Here is a 20,554-nt window from a genome sequence, read left to right as displayed (position 1 = left end):
TTTAAAAGCAGCAGGAATAAAAGTTTTTTTGTTTTGGCTTGGATACTTCAAAATAGATTAATTCGCACGAATACTGTGATTTTAGACAAGGCTATTTTAAAAACATTTCTTGAAGCTCAAGAAAGAAATTTAGCGTTGTCACCAACAACCTTTTTTCGGGGCGTAGCTGAATTAGAAAAAGCTGGTATTATTGCTAAACGAGATCATAGAGCTTAGTACTTTATTAATCCAACCTTGTTTTAACGGCAGGCAAATTGTTTTCACAAACGATATTGAATTAGAGAATAGGAAGATGGGGAGCTAAGTTTTAACTATGTTAAATTTATTTTTCTTTTCAATATAGTTATGTCTTGACTCATTATTTCAGATAATGAGTCGTTCGGAATAGAGGGAAATATAATAGCAAAAAAATAAAAACCAAACTGCGTTAACAGAAGGGTTTTTAGAAATATCATAAAAGATAAATTAAATTTTAAAACAACTCCTAATTTAATTTATCGTGATGCATTCTGCAAGAGAAATTTTGTAGAAAAAGGGTATTTTTAACATTTTTTTGCCTCTAATAGAGAGGTTTTAAAAATTATGGTTAAGAAAATATCTGGAAGACGGATAGATGCACATCATATAGAATTTAGAAAATTAGCAGAAACTGCTGAGATTGGTTCTGTAAGCCGTGGTCAATTGATTGGATTGGCTAAAAACATGAAAAAAACTGGTTTAGTTAAAAAACCAGAAGGCGAACTTCTTCTTGAGTTACTGGATACAGCTTCAAGAGATTCATTTGAAAAAGGAGGAGTTCCTATTGTTTTCAAAAGCAATAAACGATTGAGGTTTCAAATTAAACGTAGTGGTCACGTGTTAGTTTTTTACTTTCATGCTTTTATGATTATAGTTTTATTGTTATGTGCGTCTCTGGTAACTTTAAACGCTATCCTATACGTAACCATAGCGATGATATCGTGACAGCTTGTAGTGTTGATTTACGTATTCTTGTTGCTCGATATCATGAACTTAAGCAAAAAGTTGATGAAGTTTTGAAAGCACAAGAAAAGCAGAAAGAAGCTTTGCATTATTTTAGGGGATTCGTGCAGCAAATTAAAACCTCTTATACAGAAATGGAAGCAACTCCGTTTATGTCCTGCTTTTTTTAGAATGCAAAAAATCATCCATATTATTGTTCGGTCGGCTAAAGCTTCTTTTGAGAAATTATACAAAGCAATACGTCTTTTTGAGTGGATTTTACAACATTTTTTGGGGCCAAAAACATCAAAAACAAGATACAAAGATCTTACTGATAAGATACACATAGAATATACAACCACTAACCATAATTGTGACTATAACAAAATCAAGTATTCAGAAAAATCTAAACATATTCAGACTACTAATGTGACCTTCGATAACAAAAAAAGCTTGTGAAAAAGAGATTACTCAAAAGCAAAAACTTTCTAAGGCGAGAACCAAGAGAGCTTTTTAGCATACTGTAATCAACAGAGAGCTTGTAAGCATTTAACTTATTATGATACGCTTTGCAGGATAAGCATTTAAAAATAATGATCTCTCTTCACAAGCTACAGCTGTTTAAAGTCTCTGTTCGCTTACCAAAATCATGTTAAAAGAGAAGAGCTTTTTTCTGTTAAAGCAACACCTATATTATAACTATTTTATGTGAAGTTATATTTCACAAAATACCATTAAAATTAAGTATTTTCAGTATCTTAATGTTTACAAGTGTAATCGATAGTAACTATTATTATTCATGATAAATATAAAGAAAATACCGCTATGAAGGCTGCTCTTTCTCCATTAGTTTTAGAGCTTGAGATAGTTGAGCAAAAACTGATTGGTTGTGTATAAGGTAGCAAGTAGTCTTACTAATTCGCATCCTGTTGTTGCGCATGATGAGGTCATGGCTGAAATGGAAGCGGTAATAGATCGATTTGTTGCTGAACAGAAAAAGTTATAATGCACCAATTGTCTGGTTAGATTCAGCTCGTAGCGGTTTACGTCAAATTTTTAACTTACATTGCACGTGAAAACTATTCTGTGGTGCGGAGGAATGAAGAAACTGCTAGAAGCGTCTGTGCTACCTTTATCTGAGTATCCATACTTGTATCAAAAAAGTGAGAGAGTATTAGGGTTAAGAGAAATTGTAGCTCATCCAAGTTATCTTATACTATCGAGTAGCTGTAAACCAAATCGAAATTGTTATTGTGTACATGCTCAGTGTAAGTTTCCTATTTGCCTTTGTTCTCCTTAACGAACAAGATTTTAAAATATATCTGTTCTTAGCATAATATTATATATCAGAAAAAATGAACATTTTTCTGAATGAAAATTGTATATTTAATTCATATTTTTCTACGCGATAAAATGTAAGTTTTAATCTATAATGGCCTTTTGCTGAATATACCAAAATTTATTAAATGAGCTTCAAATAGTTGTTAAATTACTTTAGTAGAGACAGACACAAGAACATAACAACACAATAGCGTGTACGATGATGTATGAGTATTTCATATATCAAAGAAGATAAGAAAACAGTTATAGAAACAACAGTTTATCTAACTTCTGCGAAAGATAAAATTATATCGTCTGATGAATTATTTGATATAATTTTTATTATGACTGCTAATATTGTCTTGTAAAAAGTGTCTGAAATCATGAAAGCTGAAATATTAAAATGTTTTTATGCTGAATATAGCATCCTCTTAGGATTTAAAGTCAATGCAGCATATAAATAGTTATGTATGGTTTATATGCTGCATATTCTTTGTACTTAAATTAAGTTTCTCTTAGAGAAGAGATTTTTTCTTTTGGACAATTTTTCATTAAAATATTTATTCATTTAGTTTGAAAATAAGATCTTGAGTGTTTCAAATAAGAAACTGTATCAAGGCAATATTTAAAATTGAAATTTTTATGAGTAGAGATGGCATTGTAGAATTACAAGCTTTTGATATGAGTCTTTTCAGAATTTTGCACGCCTTACACAACTTCTTTATTTTATCATTTCTCATGATCTCTATACGCAATGCAAAGTTTGATGCAGAGAAAAATACAGTGTTAAGAAACCAGATGACAGAAGAATTATCTTTCGATAAGTAATTTTGAAGTAAAAATCAGTTTGATAAATAGAAAATATATAAACTAGGTGCAAAATGAATGAACTTACCCATATTGATACTGTTATAGCGCATTATGATGCAGTTTTTTGTGATGTTTGGGGTGTTGTGCATAACGGTGTGCACGCATTTGAACCGGCGTTGCAAGTGTTGCATAAAATTCGAAAGATGGGAAAAAATGTCATTTTCTTGACCAATTCACCTCGACCGCACGAAGATGTTGTTGCTCAATTACAAAGTATGAATGTTCATAGTGATTATTATGATGCTATTATCACTTCAGGGGATGTGACACGCGATCTCATTCGCGCTGCACCGCGTAAAATTTTTTTTATTGGTCAACAACGTGATTTAAAATTGTTTGAAGGGTTAGATTGTGAATTGGTTGAAGAATGGGAAGCTTCTGCCGTAGTTTGTAGTGGTTTTCTTGAAGATCTTGATGAAGAACCTTCTGCTTATGAGGATATGTTTCTCCGTATACGGACGCGGAATTTGCCTTTTATTTGTGCTAATCCTGATGTGACTGTACGTTATGGAAATCAAGAATTTTGGTGTGCTGGTGCACTGGCGCAGCTTTATCAACAGTTAGGGGGAGAAGTGCGTCTTGCTGGCAAACCCCATGCGCCCATTTATGAGTGTGCCTTTGAAAAATTACAAAAAATTCGTGGAACAGTGGAAAAAAAACAAATCTTAGCTATTGGTGACGGGCTTTTGACCGATATAAAAGGTGCTATTCATTTTGGTCTTGATGCGCTTTATATTATGGGCGGTATACATAGTTATGACTATATGCAAAACGGTATGGTGGATAAGCAAGCATTGCAATCTTTTCTTGAACGTCATGGTTATAAGCCACAAGCAGTAATGTGGGCACTTCAGTAATGTCTGATTTTTTGCGTTTTCAGGGGATTAATAAGTTTCCTGTGGTTTGGCGGGGAGCTGTGTTGGCACTTGGAAATTTTGATGGTGTTCATTGTGGACATCAGGTGGTGCTTCAAAAAGCACTTCATTTAGCACGCATAAAAAATAAGCCGGCTGTTGTTTTAACCTTTGAACCGCACCCAAGGAGTTTTTTTTGTCCTTCAGATCCTGTTGATCGTTTAACAGAAGCTGCTGAAAAAGCTGAAATTTTTAAATTGCTTGGATTTAATGGAGTGATTGAACAGCCATTTGATGCGCATTTTGCTACTCTTTCAGCGGATGAATTTATTCATGTGATTTTAAAACAAACTTTTGATGTTTCGGTGGTGGTAACAGGTGAAAACTTTCAATTTGGTCATCGGAAGAGGGGAAACTCACATCTTCTTTTTCAAAGGGGAGAAGAATTGGGATTTGATGTAGTGCAAGTTCCTTGTGTCTCTAGCATACAAGGTCTCCAACAGTTGATCATTTCCTCCAGTTCTATTCGTAAGCTTCTCTCACAAGGGCAGGTGGAAACAGCAGCTCATTTGTTAGGGTATCATTATCGAGTACGCTCAAATGTTATCCAAGGCGAAAAACTCGGCCGCCTTTTGGGGTTTCCAACTGCTAATCAGATGTTACCTCCTCAAGCTAGTTTGGCACATGGTGTTTATGCGATACGATTGCGTCGTGCTAACGGTGTTTTACATGATGGAGTTGCAAGTTTTGGTTGTCGCCCAACAGTTGTAAAAGATGGTATTCCACTGTTGGAAACTTATTTGTTTGATTTTAACGATAACCTTTATGAAGAAAGTTGCATCGTTTCTTTCTTTCAATTTTTACGGGGGCAGGAAAAATTTGATGGGTTGGAGCCTTTGATTGCGCAAATGCAATGTGATGAAAAAGCAGCAAAAGCAATTTTAGCAGAAGTACAGCCATTATCACAGTTGGATCAGCTACTTACTTTTAAAAATAAATCTTAAGTTGATCTGAAAAAGATATAAGAGCGGCAAAAATAGCACTTAAACTGACTATGATTACGAAAATATACTCTAAAACATCATGAAATATGTGTGTTTTTCGTTGTTGGGTAGGGGAATCGAATATCTGGAGATCTGTTTTAAGCATTGTTTTTATCTTTTTCATAAGTTTACGAAATTCTATGGCTTTTCTTATCTCTCAGAAGTTTACAGTTTATTTCTTTCTGATATGTTAAGATAAGTGTTTAAACGTGGGCTAACCGGTAAAGATGTATTGAGCGTGTTCCGTGGAGGCAATAGGCAAGAAGAGGTACGGGGGCTGTCTTTAAAATTCTTTTCATAGTTTCAATATCTGATTGTTTTATAGTAGGCAGTACGATAGGAATATAATGTGCTTTTATGCCATATTTTTGTGCTGCTGCTTTAATAATGGAAAAATCAGGTTGATGGGGTTCTTCTTTATCGGGACGATTACAGATAATTGTTTTAAATCCCGCTTGTGCTAATGTTTTAATATTTTTGACGCTGATTTGAGTACTGATAAAAATGTTAGAGTCAATTTGTTGTAAGCGCATTTTTTATCTCCAATAGCAATATTTTTATGATGCTCTCTGGTAAGCTAAAAGAACATTATAAGGATAAGATTTTGATGATGTTTTAAAAAAATGTTCCTTTTGTCCAGAAGAATAAACCTGATTGATAAAAAATAAATGATGATGTGGAATGCATCTTGTCTGTGAGATGTTCATTATCCGTAGTGCTGTAAAATATTGTCTTTAGGGTGATGATATAAGATACATTTGTGCATATTAAAATAACAATGTTATTTGTATTTGGTTTCATTTTTTGCATTAATTGAAGTGTAGAAAGGTAAAACTGGACAGAGTTCAAAAGTAAAACTTACCGGGTGAGTTTATGAAATGAATTCACATTATTGATTAGCAGGAAAAACTAGTTTGATGATGGTTTTGTGGTGGTAAGAAGCTTACGTTCTTCAGAACGAAGGATAGGCTGATATTTTGGGTATGTAAAATGAAAATACCAAATAGAGGCATATTTTTTACGTTTATTTTACTTAATCTCAATCAAGAAATCGTTTGCTTGTACCTTACAAAAGGGGTGAAAAGGTAAATATAATCGTTTAGAAAGTCTTTATATGTTTAGTAAATTATTTTAAGGCAAGAGCAGGTGCAGGAAAAGGTGACTCATATCATGATGCTCTTTGTCATGTGGTCATGTTCTTTGCGGAAAGTTCTTATAGAAGGACAGGTTTGTTGTTAAGAAGCTAAAACAAAAGAAATGATACAATTCTAAACCATTTTTCTAAATTTTTATAAAGTATTGTGTGTTGGTAGATTTTTCAGAAAAGCTGCTTTACGCAGGGTGTGTCGTTGTGGATTGAAATTCATGAATCCAGTAGGAGATATTCATGTTTCAAGAAATGTGATTTTTTCTCTTTAGTTGATTTTAGTAACTTTTTTCAGAAGGGGGAGAGAGTTTCAAGTGTTCAATCGAGGTATCTATAGGTAGATGTTCGTGTACCGCTGCGTTAGTGATTGGAAAAATCAGGTTGGTAATGATCTCTTTGATCGGGTAATTCCAAATAGTTGTTTTAAAGCCTGCTCATGCTCATGTTTTGTTGTTTTTGATATTAATTGAGGGATTGATAAAGATATAAGAAACAATTTGTTGCCTGTTCATTCTTGTTTCTCTAATAGCCCCAACTTCATGACATTTTCTGTTATGCTAAAACAACGTTGTGAAGGGGAAATTGGGGGTTGTTGCTTTTACCTGTGAATAGGGGAAGTGATTATTTGCGTGTGACAGAAGCTTGCTTATTTTGTTATTTTCTGTATAATCGTAAAAACGGTAAAGCTGAAAGGCGTAATTAATGATCATTGGATTCTTAAATCAAAAAGGGGGGGTAGGAAAAACTACGTTGAGTGTGAATCTTGCTGCCAGCTTCGCACGTATTGGAGCACGTGTGCTACTTATTGATGTAGATCCGCAAGGGAGTGCATTGGATTGGGCTGCTGCCCGTGAAGGTGATCCTTTGTTTTCAGTTATCGGTTTGCCACGTGCAACGGTTCACAAAGAGATTACACAGATTGGTCGTAACTACGATCATATCATTATTGATGGGCCTCCACGCGTGACAGATCTTGCTCGCAGTGTTCTCATGGCTTCGGATTTGGTACTCATTCCTGTGCAACCTAGTCCATATGATATTTGGGCAGCTGATGGCATTATAAAGCTTATTGATGAGGCACGCGTCTATAAGGAAAGTCTGAAAGCTGCTTTTGTTGTTAATCGTAAAATAGTTAATACAGCAATAGGACGTGATGTGGATGAGGCTCTTGGAGTATATCCAGTGCATGTCCTTTCTGCTAGTGTTGCGCAGCGTGTGATTTTTGCAGAAGCTGCGGCACAGGGGAAGGCTGTTTATGAGGTCGATAAGCAAGGACCAGCAGCAGCAGAGATTGAAGCTGTTGCTGCGGAAGTCAAGGAGTTAGCACGATGAATAAAAAAATTAAGATTGGGACAAAGCCAACCAATAAATCAATTCCTTTAACGGCTGATGCATGGGTAGGAAACCATAAAGGAAGTACAGAGGGAAGTATGAAGCGTCTCACAATTGATGTGCCCGAAAGTTTGCACCGTTTAATTAAGATGAGTTGTGCAAGTCGTGGAACAAAAATAGCAGATGAGGTGCGCGAATTGCTTTCACAGAAATACGGAAAAGTGTAAAAAGTGATATACGGTAATACGTTTTTATTGGCTTGATATATTTTCCTAGGAAGCAGACGTTATAAGTGTACAATTTAACTAGAATGTATTGTGATTGTGCATTGTGTTGGATTTGCTTTATACATTTTGTATCCTTTCGAAGCGTTGGATTCAGTCAATCTGGTATTGGTTAGTCATTTTGATATTGGGGCAGAACCATTATATAAGCCACATTATTATTAGAAGATAAATGTTGAATGTTATAAATAAATAGGCATTTTTGTGTATACATGTTCTCGTGGAAATGACAAGGAAATTGATTGTGATATTTAAACAGTTAAATCGTGTGGCAAAAAACTCTTTTATACAAATTTTCTATTTGATTTTACACTATAGCAAGATTGGCTAAAGCTGCTTTATGCAAAATATCAAATATAGTCATTGAAGGAACAGTATAACCTCATCCTGAAGGTTAGGAATAAAAATAGAGTTTTCTAAGATCTTTGTTTCTGCAGAAGAAATTGTTGTTTCTATGATTTTTTCTTTTACGTAATGGAGTGAGCGTAAAAAAATAATATAAACAGTAAACTGTACGTTTTTTAGTAAAATGAACTACAAAAAGCTTATGTTGTAAATAAACTGTTAGCAATGTCAGTGTAGGATAACTCTAAGGAGTTTATGGCATCGAAAGATTATATGAATGTAAGTTTTTTAGGTACTCTTGAAAGGATTTTCAAAATCCTATATAATCATTCATTGCAAAGAAAAGTGGATAATAACTGAAAAAGTAGATTCATAGCTGTTTGGCTATTTTAAGGTGTTTTTTTGGTATTGCCATATGGCTGATCTGTCCAAAAGGTGTTCTTTTGAATTTCAGGCGAAATGGTTTTGGGTGTATGCAGAAGAAAGTATGTAAGAGTAAATTTTTCTGGATATATACAAGTTGGTTTCGTTGAGTGTTAAAAGGCGTACAGTTTGGTAAATAGAAAGCCAAGGCTATGGAGGGTGGAATGCTGAAATCTTTAAAAAGTTTAAATCTATATCTGCTACAGATTTTTGTCGGCAGGTGTGGTTGTTAGTATATTATCGTTTTTTATTTTGTTTAAAATAGGCAGAATAAATTTTGAGCTTTGTGATTTGATGATTTGCAGCATTTTAGTGAATGGTTATTGCGTCAATAGTAATTTCAGAGCGAGGAGAAATATTTCATAGAATGTACTAATGTATTGAAAGTCGAATAGATATACGCTTTTAGGATTATCGTGCTGTTGTCAGAGCAATGTTCGCACAATGAACTCGATGAGTGTATCGGCATTGAAGAGAAAGCTGTTTAATCTTCCTTATTTTATGTTTGGGAGCGAGGTTAAGCAACACTGTTGAAGGGGAAACAAAATGTCTGTAGTGCAATATGGTGATGATAGCTTTGCATCAAAAGCAAAAGTTTTTGATAACAATCTTATTGATCGTGATTGGGCGATGACGAAATTTGTTGCTGCTGTTAAAGGATTGGCTCAAGTAGTCGATTATGAAAGCGATATGCTAGAGAGCAGTGGTGTTCCAGATTATGAAGAAATAAATGTATGTAAAATACGTGGTTTACGTGACCTTAATAAATCTATAAACGATATAAAGCGCTATATGAATGAAGCTATTGAAAATGAGGTTGAAAATTTGTTATCAGATTTACAGGAAAAATTACATCGTAATAGCGAATTGCTTCAAACGCATTTGGACGCAATCAACGATCTTTCGCAAGCTATGCAGATAACTGCTTGTACGAAAGAAACAAATGTAACTGGTGATCCAATTTCGGTTAATCCAGGATATTCTAAGTGATTAAAATAATTATGTAACGTACCGATTTATCTAGCGGTTGTGCATTTAATAATTTGTACAAGCTTAGTGCTCGTAGCAAAAAATCTGTTCCTTAACTAAGAAAATGACGTTGTTAGAGAAAAGGAAAGTCATTTCTTTTGATGATTGGAAAAAATCTTTCTCTAGTACCAGATGATTTTTAAGCACTCTTTTATAAGAATTTTTTGAGAAATAAAGACTAATTAATAAAAGGCAGATTGCTATGCTGCCTTTTATTAAAATTGATACTGATTTATTTTAAAAATGGTAACGTATTCCACCAGAAAAATTCGTTCCAGAAACACCGGCTCTTTGAAGTTTTTGCCGATAGCTAATGTCACCATAGAGCGCGATCTTCTGAGAGAAGAGTGCATTAACACCAACACCAACTTCAATTGAGGAGCCGGTAGGATCAAGATAAAACGTGTCAACAATTTTTATCGTTTCACCATCGCCGAAGGCTTTGATCATATTCAGCTTGCCATAGAAAGAAACAGTATTATCTTCTTCTATAGTTGTGAGATTTTGTGTTAGACGCCCACCAACCCGTATTAACCATTGATGGGGATTATTCATATCAACTTCAAAATCATTAGCATCTGAGAGTACATCAAACATGAGATTTTGATAAGTAAATTGTGCTTGTGGCTCAAATATTAGTCCCTTTGTACCAGTTGCTAATTTTTGACCAATAGTGGTGGATACACTTAATGTTTCAGTACTGTCCAATTTTGCAACATTTCCGATGAGAGCAGTGGTAATGTTTCCTTTCACGGTTCCGTAGGAAAGAAGGGTGTTTACATATATACCATTGCTATGTTGGAAGTCATTATAAGCTGTGAGAGACCATTTATTAAGTGTCGTCTTTTTAGAATCTTCCATATTCTTTGGAATAAAGGTAAGTGTTCCATATGTCCCTAATAGACCAAAGTGTGTACTGATATTTTTACTTTCTAACGTAGCCAACACGATACCTAGTTGTATAGCAGTATAGTTTACATCAGCATCATAGCCATAATGTAACGAGTCACGGTTGGAAGATAAAGAAAGTTTTTCACCGTATGAGGATACAAAGATGGCATTTTTTTTGTTATTCTCTGCTCCAAACATTGTTGTACGCATATTGCCTAACAGCGTGTTTTGATTATTCACGTCAGAGAATCCAGAGGCAAACAACGTATTGGGCATAACCAAATAATTTGCTACCTGTGGTAAAAGTGCCCTAATTTTCTTATTGCTATCAATATAGGCATTCTGCAAACGAAAATCCCAGAAATTGTTATCATTTTTACCAAAGAGGTTCTGGCTTGCATGAGAAGTACCTGGTGCATAAGCGGTGAGCACATACTTATAAGGCAATCCACTTATAGCCATATAATTCCCTGCTAATTTGAAGGAATTTTCATTTGCTTTCCCGGAAACTTGAATGATTGAAACTCCCTGTGTCGATAAAGGAGCAGAAGCCATATGTTTTCCCCCAACAGAACTGCTATCGGTCAGTTTTTTATTCTTTTCCAAGAGATTTACGTGAATTACAGTGGTTCCTGACACATCTCCATTAATTAAAAGGCGATCGGTTTCCTGTTGAAGCACCGGAGAATGATTGCTCCATTTCGTATTCAGATAAATCTCTGCAGCACCTGTTGCACTATAAGCAGCTAGAGCATTGAGGGGTTTGTCTCCTTGTTGTGAGTTAGAGCCTACAAATAAAGTTTGGTAATGACCTGCTACTGGCTTGCCAAATATGATGGCGCTGTCTGTGAGCTTTAGTGTAGAAAGATTAGAATATGATTTTTCATCAACCGAAAACTGCGAATAGTCAGATGGATTTTTATCATTATTCACTGGATGTTGATTAGTTTTTAAGAGCCATTTTGTACCATTTTTGAGATCAAAAATTGTTTCATTCTCTCCTGATATTTTTACTCGACCCTCTAAATAAGAATTATTCGTATTTAACATAAAGCTGTGTGCAGGAGCACTCTTCTCTTTTGTATTTTGTAGTAAAATGTCCGCATAAATTGCTGAATCTTTAAGGCTGACTTCACCGTCCATATTTGCACCATAAATGCTAATACCGGCACCATTTTTGACGAAAAGCTGCGTATTGTTCAAAGTTACTTGATTGGCAAGATTTTGCTTTTGGATGGTATTGCCTCTTCTTTCAGCATTAGCATGTATATCGTTTTCTAGCTGTATATATGGATTGTTCCGGAAAACAATACCATCAGCCCCATGAATACTCGTGACGTGTACGGTCGAATCCTTGAGGTTGATTATACCATTGATGTTTACCAAACCAGTTGATGCCGCTGTTACAGTAACACCTGTTGCGTCAATAGTTCCACCATTTGATGCATTAAGTGCAACAAAATTTGCAGTAACTGTTCCTTCTAGCATATTGACTATTGAATTTTTCCCGTCTGCTATTACTGCAAAATTCCTATCTTGAACTTTAGCATTATGCAGAGTTATAGTTTTACCATCCTTAGCTTCAGCTGTAGAGTGTACATTTTCAATTTGTTCTTGTTTTTTAGGTGCTGGTTTTGCTGAATCTGCCTGTGTAGATACAAGAGAACTCGGTAGATTTTTTTTGGTGATGAGATTTGTAAAACGAGAGAAAGTATCTTGACGCCTTCTAGATTCAGTATCTGTTTCTGTCGTTATAGACTCTGAAATATTATCTCCTGTGGATTTAGAATTTGCAGATCTATCTGTTGGGGTATCGGCTGTAGGACGCGTAGACAAAAAATCTTTCGTTAACAGCAGGGGAGACGTTAAATTAAGGGCATAAGATAAGCTCGAAGAGCAAAATATAACACCAGAAACTGTGTAAAGTAAGAAACTTTTCTTCTTCATATAGATATATTCCTAAATATTTACTCCCCCCCCCTTTTTAACAAAAGGCAAAATTTTAATTCATTACGGATTTTTATAAATTACGAAAAGAAAACTATAGGGCGCTCTTTATATTTCAAGATATGAAACAAAGTATTTTTAAAAACGATAGCGCATTCCATCAGAAATGTGTGTTCCAAGTAGGCCAACTTTTTTGAGTTTATATTGGTAACTAATCTTAACTATGAAGTACAATATTGTGCGATAAGTGCGCGTTAATATCAAAAACACTTTCAACGGAAGTTTTTATAGAAGGAAACGGGCGGGGCTTTTGTTTTGCGTTAAACGTCTGCAATATGTAGTAACCATTTATTAAGGATGGCTCTTTTAAACTTTAAAGCTATCAGTATCTGAGAGAGTGCTAAGCATGGGAGACTGATAAACATATTATTTGGTTCAAACGTTATTCTTTCAGCACTGATTGGCAATTTTTGTCTACCGATAGCACAGGTTGCTAATGTTTTTGTATCATTTATTTTTTTCTACTTTTGATAAGAGCGGTGGTGATATTTTTTTTGAGAATTTTGCAAGAGAGGAATGAACATGCATATAAGCCACAGTTATGCTGAACGCTTTCATATGTGGTGAGTGATCTTTTATCAAGCATATTTTGATTGTCTAGCGCTGTTGATGTGAGATCTGCTTGCAGTGTAGCATAGCGAATATCTGCACTGCTATCTTGTGATAGATTAGGACTGGAAAATGACGGCGATCCTATTGCCATAAGTAGACAAAAAATCTCTTTCTTTGTTTATTATCTTTTGATTTAAATATTGTTATTCGCATATTGTCTAATAATAAGTTGATTGTTTATATCAACAAATCCAATAGCGAACATCATGTTATGAATTGTCACATTGTTCGCAACTTATGGTGTAAGTGTTTTAGTTTTTGTTTTAGGATTGAGAGAAACATAAGATAAAGCTGCGGTTTTTCTATTGTTTGTAAACTTAGACGGTTTTTCAATATCCGCAGCAGTTTAGTTAACAGTTTCAACCTTTGAGGCAAATTCACATGAACCTCCGGGGAAGCGTTAAAAGTGATTTTCTGTGTTGAGGAAGTATGTTAGCTCCTGAAACACCATCAATATTAGATTACAAAATTTCATAGATTTTAGGTTATAGAGTAATCCACTATTTATTATTGGGAATGGATTGTTCTTATCTTTATGTAGGGTAGTTCAGTATGATCAGGTAGCAATTTTTTACAAGCACATTTTTTTCTCTGCATTAGAGTAAATGAGAGAAAATTTGTTCTCTTAGATGGATGAGAAGGTATTCGAGGTTTTTTCCTCCACTTTTGTTATATATCAGCGTTTCAAGCATTTCTTAATTCTGCCCGTACAGTATCGGAAAGCACTTTATTTTATCATTGAAAACCTTATATGTGGCTATCACTTTGTGCAGCATATTTACTTTATTTACAGCTTATTCCAGTTGCGATTATTTTGCATCATCTATTGTTTGCGTTTCGCTTCAACATGTTGTTGTTTATCGATATCAAGGATCAATGCTTTTTGTAAAAGATTAGTAGTTGTATTGCTTTATTTTTGTGAGAAGTTATACGCTTTCTTTCAAATTGGTATTGATTGCGTTAGCTAGCAGCATGTATTTTACATTGTATTATATTGCTTAGCTATAGTACGAACATATAGATTATTGAGTCTTCAACTGATACGTAGTCATGTACACTAGCTTATAGCGACCAATGTTATGGAATTATTTGAGATTGATGCATATTTTTTATCTTTTCAACTTCTGTCAAAATTCTTTACTGAAATACGAATTTTCTTCCATCATTCTACCAGAAACCATACTTTCAAATTCTTCTGTTGTTGCTATTGGAATGCTATTCAAAATCTCAACAATTTTATTATTAGCTAGAAGTGTTTATATATACATGTTTATATATACATGGCTGGGTTTCTTCTATAAATTCGCTTTGATATGCTCTAGATTCATAACAACTAAATGCTGAAGAAAGCAGTTAATGTGATTTCTTATCTGTTCTCAATCATTTTGAATCACCTTAATTGAAATACTGGATCTGTTTTGTGATACCACAAAGAATCTACTGCTTTACGGTTGTTTGCTTTTATCGCTGAAGTATTGATTAAATAATAGCATGGAGGTATTGTCCGGTAAATTGCTAAGCCGCTCAAGTGTATTGCGTCTTTGATCACTTAAATTAGAGGCGTTACTTGTATAAATCAGGTTAAAATAAGAAAAAAACAAAGCGCAAGTGTTTGTACATAATATAAATGCTTCTTATGTATGAAGATGCTTCTGAATTATATTTTTCTATAATGCACGAAACATAAGCAGGACTGCTTTCATTGCTGTGCTGCCTATGTTTCAGAATAAAAATCAGAAATTTTTAAAAGTAGTAGCGGATTCCACCGAAAATGTTAATTCCGGATACGCCAGCTTTTTGAAGCTTACGTTGGTAATTGATATCAGCATGAAGCACAACCTTTTGAGCAAAGCGTATATTAACACCTAAACCACTTTCAATTGAAGACCCCATAGAATCAAGATAGAAAGTATCACCAATTTGTATCGTTTTATTATTACTAAAAGTTTTAATCATATTCAGTTTACTATAAAAAGAAATGGTGACGTCTTCTTTAGTAGGAAGCATAGTTTGTGTTAAACGTCCGCCGACCCGTACCAACCATTGATGAGGATTGCCCATATTCACTTTAAAGCCATCTACATCTAAGAGAGTGCCAAGCATGAGGCGCTGATAAACAACTTGTGCTTGTGGTTCAAATATCAATTTCTCAACAGTGGTTGCTAGTTTTCGTCCAATAGTAGCTGAAGCACTCAATGTATCAGTGTTATCTAATTTTGTGGTACTTTCAATGAGAGCCGTGGTGATATTCCCCTTGATGGTTCCGTAAGAGAAGAGCGTATCAACATACGTGCCATTGTTATGTTGGATGCTGCTATATGCTGCGAGAGACCATTTATCCAGTGTACTTTTACCAGCTCCTTCTATGTCCTTTGGAGTAAAAGCTAATTTCCCGTATGTTTTTAAAAGACCAAAACTTGTCGTGATGTCTTGAGCTTCTAACACTGCTAATGTAATACCTGTTTGTAGGGCAGTATACTGAACATCTGCACCATAGCCATATTGTAATGGGTTACGGTTAGAAGATAACGTAATCTTATTGCCATAGGAAGATGAAAATATCCCTCTCTTTTTATTATTTGCTCCAAAGTTTGTTGTCCGCATACTGTCTAACAGTATATTTTGATTGTTTACATCAGCGAATCCAGCAGAAAATATAGCGTTAGGCATCACCAAATAACTTGCTGCTTGGGGCACAAGAGCTTTGATTTTTGCTTCACGATCAAGAGTGGCACTTTGCAAACGAAAATCCCAAAAATTTTTATTTTCTCCCACAAGACTTTGTGCAACACTGGCTCTCCCATGACTTGAAGTTGGTCCATAGGCGTTTAGTATATATTTATAAGGAAAACCGCCTATTGTGGTATAACCATTTGTCAATTTAAAGGCAGTTTCATTTGCTTTTCCAGAAACTTGAACCAGCGACAGACCGCGAGTGTTCAAAGGAATAGCATTTTCTTCTTTTGGATTTTCATTCTTTGAAAGATTGTTGAAATAGATTGTTGTAGTGCCTGACACATCACCATGAATAAGAAGACGGTCCGTTTTTTGTTGTTCTTTTGTTAGGCCATCACTCCATTCGGTATTAAAATAGATCTCTGCATCGCCTGTTGCATTATAGACTGCTGCTACATCGGAAGCCCTATTTTCTTGTGGTTGAAGCTCTTCAGCTTGTGGTTGTTTTCCTACATTCAAGATTTTATAATGGTTCTGTGTTAGTGCATTTGGAGCATTAAAGATGATAGAACTGTTATTAAGGTTCAGTATTGAAACGGTAGATTGCGCTCGTTGATTAATATCAAGGAGCGGGTAGTTAAATAGATTGGTATCATTATCTGCTTCGTATTGACTGATTTTTAAGTACCATTTGCTGTTATTACTCAGAGTAAAAATCGTTGTATTTTTTTGTAAAGTTCTTGTTCTTCCTTCTACAATTGAATTATCAGCGGTTAATGTAAAAGTAACAGGATCAAGGTCGGTTGATATAATATTTTTTAATAACATATCGGCACGAATTTCTGAATTTTTAAGTTTAACTTCAGCGTTTGAGTATGGGCCGATAATACCGATACCGTCTTTCACAAGAAGTTTTGTATTGGTCAAAATTGCCTTGTTAATAACTTCTTGGCCATTATTTATATGAGCATTTAGTGTTCTACCAAAAACAATACCATAGCTTTCATGGTTACCTTTAACATTTATGACTGAATCATTAAGATTTATGATACCATTTGTAATGTCTAGACCCTTTATTAGAGCCTTTGCATCAATTTCTGTAGCATTAAGATGTCCACCTTTTGTTGCACCCAATGCAACCATTTCTGAGGTTATTTTTGCTTTTGTTATTGTAGCAACAGACTGCGGTCCATCAACAACCACTGCATAATATCTATCACGGATATTAACATTATTTAGAGTTTTTTCTCCTTCGGTAATATTAACTTTCGGGAGTTCGAGAAAGGTAGTATTGGCATAAACCGAACTGAAATGAGAGAAAACAAAAACTCCAGCAATTGTACATAATAAAAAATTTTTCTTAGAGATGTTCTTCATGTTAATATTCCCTCGACTTAACTTCTTCTTAATGGTACAGGACCGGAACCATTTTATATCAATATGTTATTATTGTAAATAACAAAATGAATTATAAGTGAAGCATTACATAATATGCCCTCTACTTTGAAAGTCTTCTTCAGAAAATCTTTCAAAATGGGAATGCAAACCAGTGAACAACAGATTCAAAAAACTAATTCTAGTAGGTCCATGTTTATTTATTGAATTACCATAAAGATGATGTTTTGCAGCATTATGCGTGGGGCAAAGCTTGTTGTCATGAAAGCTCTATAGGGGTAAGGTGAAAATATTGCTCATATACGTCTTGAGCACCATTATAAAGTGTTAAGACGATGTGCTTTTGCGTAAAAGGAAAGGGAAGAGTGCATAAAGTGTTTTATAAGATAGGACTACAGAAAAGATTTTGCTCTCTTTAATTTCGCTCTCTTCAATTAAAGTAAAAGAGGATTGTGATGCAGTAATCCAGGTTTATAAATCAAAATGCGGCGTAGTATCCTATCTTTGTATTAAAATGAATGAGTAAATAGATTTTTTTCGTGGTTTTGTACTAAAATTAATAGCGTATTACGCTTGAAAAACTTGCTCCAGTTATACCAGTTTTTGCTGTTCTCATAAAGAAGCATCTATTTCAGAATTTGTAATGGGTTCTCAAATCATCTTGATTATCTCACTGTCTTTTGCGTTAAGACTCAACGGACTATCAGAGGCAGTCCCAATTATTGTTGTGCCATCCAATAACTCAATTATATGGTTAAGATCTTCAACTGTTGCAATGTACTTGATTAGCCCTGAGTTAGAAGCTGTTTCTTTATTCTCGGTTAACGTTATATGCTTGCTGATCATTTTTTCACCATCTTTTGCATGGATAATCTACACAAGTTTGGTTGGATACAGTTTCTGTTTTCCTATTAGAAATTTCAAGATTTTGGCTTGTATATTAAGATATGCACCAGACAGTAAAATTGTTACAATAGCTGTGCAGAGTATAAAGAGATTTTTTAGATATCAATAGTTTCCTAGCTTATAAGTTTTAATATTTTTCTGCTTATAAGAAGTATAAGTTATAGGTTTTTTAATAAAAATAACAATATAATAATTTAATAATTATTATTATATTAAATAGAAGTATATTTTGTACATATTTGTTTATTATTAAAATTTAAAAATATTGAATTTTTTATAAATACTTTTTATATTATTAAAATAGATTACAAAGATAATTAGCAATATTGATTGCTTCTCATTTATTATGAATAGTTTTTTGTTGAATGTATTTGATCTTGATATCTAAAAAATTTGACTGTTAAAATATTTTGACTGTTAAAATATATAGTGGTCTCTTGTGTTTTCTTAATTTGGAACATTTTTGTAATATACCAGTGCTTGCTAGGTTTTTTTGATAGGACAGGCTTTTAATTAAGAGGTTGTCATACGGATCTTTACAATAGCCATATCTCAAGCTAAAAATCTTAACTAATGAAGTGCCTTAGGTTGAAAGTTCAGAGAAGTGGTGTTTTGATATTATCCAATTGCACTTTCATTGATTTTGTTTTTGTCACATTATTGACAAGAAGAACTAAAAGATTGCCTTTAGAAGCTTTTTTTACAATACAATAAAACATATAAGTTTTTAGGTGATATGTTTATGAAATATAAAGTTGAATATATCGCAATCATTATGATTGTCTTTGTTCTTTCTGGTTGTTTTAATCTTGATTCTGAAATGCTAAAAAGAGACCCGGGGCTTTATCATAGTGCATTACCGGTCCAGTCTATGAAAAAAGACTCTCTTGTAAAAAATTATACCGCCATCATTATGGCTGATCCACAACCATGGCGTTTGAATTCTGGTGATGCAAATAGTTTGTCAAATAGAGAGCCTTGGTTAAAGATAAATGAGCGGGTTGCAAGTGTCATAAAAGCGCATAAGGCTGCTTTCCATATTGTAAATGGTGATTTGACAGAATTTGGTCAACAGAAAAACTATGATGATTACGCAATGGTGTATAAAAAGCTCACTTCTTCTGTCTATGAGGGGTTAGGAAATCATGATTATGCTAATAATGTTGGTAAGTGTACAATTCCTGAAGCATTCAATTTTTATAAAGATGCGTGTGCTATAAGTGCGGTTTCAAGAATGGTATCGGAAATTAAAAAATATAGTAGTCAATTATCTCATTTTAGTGCAGATATTTCTGAAAATTTAGTTCCTATTTCGGGCGGGAATATTCATTTAATTAAGGGGAGTTTGAGTTATTCTTGGGATTATGGAGATATTCATTATGTGCAGCTTCATAATTATCCGAGCTATACGGTTCGTTTGAAAGAACAGTTCATAGAAGTGGAAATCAATAAGTCTTTGGATTGGCTTAAAAAAGATTTAGCTGCTGCTGACGCGAGAGGTAAAGTTACAATCATTAATTTTCATGATGCTCGTGCAGCGTCTATTGATGGTGAATCCTTTTTTATTCGTAAAAAGAATGCTAAAGATTTATCGATGTTTAAGTCGATCATTACCTCTCATAATGTCAAAGCAATATTCGTTGGACATACACATTATCAGTCCTATTGCCGCGCAAAAAATGACAAGGTTTTTGGGAATATTCCTGTTTATACAGCTGGAGCGCTTTTTAATGGAGATTATTACCTCATAGATGTGAAGGGAAAAAACATTCATGTCAAAGCTTATAATGGAGTAATAGGAAAGCCCCTTCTGATAAAGGATCTAGGTGTTATTGGGGTGGATAAGCATTTCTCCACTAGTTGTAGTAATTTGTAGTGATGTTTTTTCTTTTTTAATTGGAAAAAAGAGGACACGAAGCTTGTTAGACGTTCTAAATGAAATGATATCTTTTAAAAGAGTATAGATTATGTGAGAGATGTCGATAATTTTGCTAGGAAATTTCGTCTATAACTATAATGAGGAATAGTTTCTGTCCTTTTTGCGCTATGCGTTCCCATGTTCAGAGTATGTAGTTGATTGTAATGGTTATTTTAACTCTGTCCAATTCTTATACATAAATAGAAAATCTTCTATACCACAGAGATTACACTAAAAGCACTAGACAAAGAAAAGCAAAGCAACAAAGAATAGAAGCTGGGTTGCTGGTCTAGTCAACGAGGCTAGTTTTGTGAATAACCCGTCTGATACAATATAACACAATAGCGCAGCCAATTATTAGTGTGCATGTAGTTTGACACTAGGTTTTATACTAAGTGGGAAAAGGTGGGATTAGGTAGGAATACGTGGTAATTTGTTGTTTTTATGTATAAAATTTAGCATTAAATGCGCGTTTTGTCAAAATAGATTTTGACACCTAAAATTGTAAAAAAGAGCTAAAAAGAGCGAAAATTGGAATTTAG

At 34.2% G+C, this 20,554-nt stretch carries 12 protein-coding genes; 9 read left to right on the top strand and 3 right to left on the bottom strand.

The genetic code is table 11. The annotated features are described in order from the left end of the window. Nucleotides 1–33 precede the first annotated feature (33 nt). The 5 genes from HWV54_RS06910 to HWV54_RS02280 all read left to right on the top strand — a co-directional run bounded on the left by HWV54_RS06910 (nucleotide 34) and on the right by HWV54_RS02280 (nucleotide 5,008). A complete protein-coding gene (locus tag HWV54_RS06910) occupies nucleotides 34–216 on the top strand; it encodes a hypothetical protein (RefSeq protein WP_245256313.1) in 183 nt (60 codons plus the stop codon). A 366-nt stretch (nucleotides 217–582) separates the two neighbouring features. After that, nucleotides 583–963 carry a helix-turn-helix domain-containing protein gene (locus HWV54_RS02295; RefSeq protein ID WP_005864590.1) on the top strand — a complete coding sequence of 127 codons (381 nt, stop codon included), beginning with the start codon at nucleotides 583–585 and terminating at the stop codon, nucleotides 961–963. Next, on the top strand, nucleotides 903–1,151 hold the full coding sequence (locus HWV54_RS07150) for a helix-turn-helix domain-containing protein (protein WP_005864592.1): 249 nt from the start codon (nucleotides 903–905) through the stop codon (nucleotides 1,149–1,151). The genes HWV54_RS02295 and HWV54_RS07150 overlap by 61 nt, the downstream gene beginning before the upstream one ends. 2,010 nt (nucleotides 1,152–3,161) lie before the next feature. Further along, nucleotides 3,162–4,007: a TIGR01459 family HAD-type hydrolase gene (locus HWV54_RS02285; RefSeq protein ID WP_005864594.1), complete on the top strand. Its 846-nt coding sequence runs from the start codon at nucleotides 3,162–3,164 to the stop codon at nucleotides 4,005–4,007. Continuing rightward, the gene (locus HWV54_RS02280; protein WP_005864595.1) at nucleotides 4,007–5,008 is read left to right on the top strand and encodes a bifunctional riboflavin kinase/FAD synthetase; all 1,002 of its coding nucleotides are present in this window, start codon (nucleotides 4,007–4,009) and stop codon (nucleotides 5,006–5,008) included. The genes HWV54_RS02285 and HWV54_RS02280 overlap by 1 nt, the downstream gene beginning before the upstream one ends. A gap of 242 nt (nucleotides 5,009–5,250) precedes the next feature. On the opposite strand, the gene HWV54_RS02275 is transcribed toward HWV54_RS02280, so the two are convergent. Further along, nucleotides 5,251–5,580, bottom strand: coding sequence for a protein tyrosine phosphatase family protein (locus tag HWV54_RS02275; protein ID WP_005864597.1), 330 nt, complete (start codon nucleotides 5,578–5,580; stop codon nucleotides 5,251–5,253). Between the two features lie 1,316 nt (nucleotides 5,581–6,896). On the opposite strand from HWV54_RS02275, the gene parA reads away from it, so the two are divergent. The 3 genes from parA (at nucleotide 6,897) to HWV54_RS02260 (ending at nucleotide 9,568) form a co-directional block, all read left to right on the top strand. Next, entirely contained in the window at nucleotides 6,897–7,526 is a 630-nt protein-coding gene (parA, locus tag HWV54_RS02270; protein ID WP_005864599.1) for a ParA family partition ATPase, read from the top strand. After that, nucleotides 7,523–7,753, top strand: coding sequence for a plasmid partition protein ParG (locus HWV54_RS02265; RefSeq protein WP_005864600.1), 231 nt, complete (start codon nucleotides 7,523–7,525; stop codon nucleotides 7,751–7,753). Before parA ends, HWV54_RS02265 begins: the two co-directional genes overlap by 4 nt. Before the next feature lie 1,371 nt (nucleotides 7,754–9,124). Further along, nucleotides 9,125–9,568, top strand: coding sequence for a hypothetical protein (locus HWV54_RS02260; RefSeq protein ID WP_005864603.1), 444 nt, complete (start codon nucleotides 9,125–9,127; stop codon nucleotides 9,566–9,568). 276 nt (nucleotides 9,569–9,844) lie between these two features. On the opposite strand, the gene HWV54_RS02255 is transcribed toward HWV54_RS02260, so the two are convergent. Both HWV54_RS02255 and HWV54_RS02250 read right to left on the bottom strand, forming a co-directional pair. Continuing rightward, entirely contained in the window at nucleotides 9,845–12,445 is a 2,601-nt protein-coding gene (locus tag HWV54_RS02255; protein WP_005864605.1) for an autotransporter outer membrane beta-barrel domain-containing protein, read from the bottom strand. Nucleotides 12,446–14,860: 2,415 nt separating this feature from the next. Then, entirely contained in the window at nucleotides 14,861–17,170 is a 2,310-nt protein-coding gene (locus HWV54_RS02250; protein WP_005864609.1) for an autotransporter outer membrane beta-barrel domain-containing protein, read from the bottom strand. A gap of 1,666 nt (nucleotides 17,171–18,836) precedes the next feature. Here HWV54_RS02250 and HWV54_RS02245 point away from each other — a divergent pair. Next, nucleotides 18,837–19,970, top strand: coding sequence for a metallophosphoesterase (locus HWV54_RS02245; RefSeq protein ID WP_005864612.1), 1,134 nt, complete (start codon nucleotides 18,837–18,839; stop codon nucleotides 19,968–19,970). Nucleotides 19,971–20,554 lie beyond the last annotated feature (584 nt).

Source organism: Bartonella alsatica (genome assembly GCF_013388295.1).
Lineage (GTDB): Bacteria > Pseudomonadota > Alphaproteobacteria > Rhizobiales > Rhizobiaceae > Bartonella > Bartonella alsatica.
Note: the sequence above shows the minus strand (reverse complement) of the source record. Positions and strands in the feature narration are given on the sequence as shown.

Bases quoted from the DNA above. Each gene is read 5' to 3' on its own strand.
- HWV54_RS02295 (WP_005864590.1), top strand. From the start codon at position 583: ATGGTTAAGAAAATATCTGGAAGACGGATAGATGCACATCATATAGAA.
- HWV54_RS07150 (WP_005864592.1), top strand. From the start codon at position 903: ATGTGCGTCTCTGGTAACTTTAAACGCTATCCTATACGTAACCATAGC.
- HWV54_RS02285 (WP_005864594.1), top strand. From the start codon at position 3,162: ATGAATGAACTTACCCATATTGATACTGTTATAGCGCATTATGATGCA.
- HWV54_RS02280 (WP_005864595.1), top strand. From the start codon at position 4,007: ATGTCTGATTTTTTGCGTTTTCAGGGGATTAATAAGTTTCCTGTGGTT.
- HWV54_RS02275 (WP_005864597.1), bottom strand. From the start codon at position 5,580: ATGCGCTTACAACAAATTGACTCTAACATTTTTATCAGTACTCAAATC.
- parA (WP_005864599.1), top strand. From the start codon at position 6,897: ATGATCATTGGATTCTTAAATCAAAAAGGGGGGGTAGGAAAAACTACG.
- HWV54_RS02265 (WP_005864600.1), top strand. From the start codon at position 7,523: ATGAATAAAAAAATTAAGATTGGGACAAAGCCAACCAATAAATCAATT.
- HWV54_RS02260 (WP_005864603.1), top strand. From the start codon at position 9,125: ATGTCTGTAGTGCAATATGGTGATGATAGCTTTGCATCAAAAGCAAAA.
- HWV54_RS02255 (WP_005864605.1), bottom strand. From the start codon at position 12,445: ATGAAGAAGAAAAGTTTCTTACTTTACACAGTTTCTGGTGTTATATTT.
- HWV54_RS02250 (WP_005864609.1), bottom strand. From the start codon at position 17,170: ATGAAGAACATCTCTAAGAAAAATTTTTTATTATGTACAATTGCTGGA.
- HWV54_RS02245 (WP_005864612.1), top strand. From the start codon at position 18,837: ATGAAATATAAAGTTGAATATATCGCAATCATTATGATTGTCTTTGTT.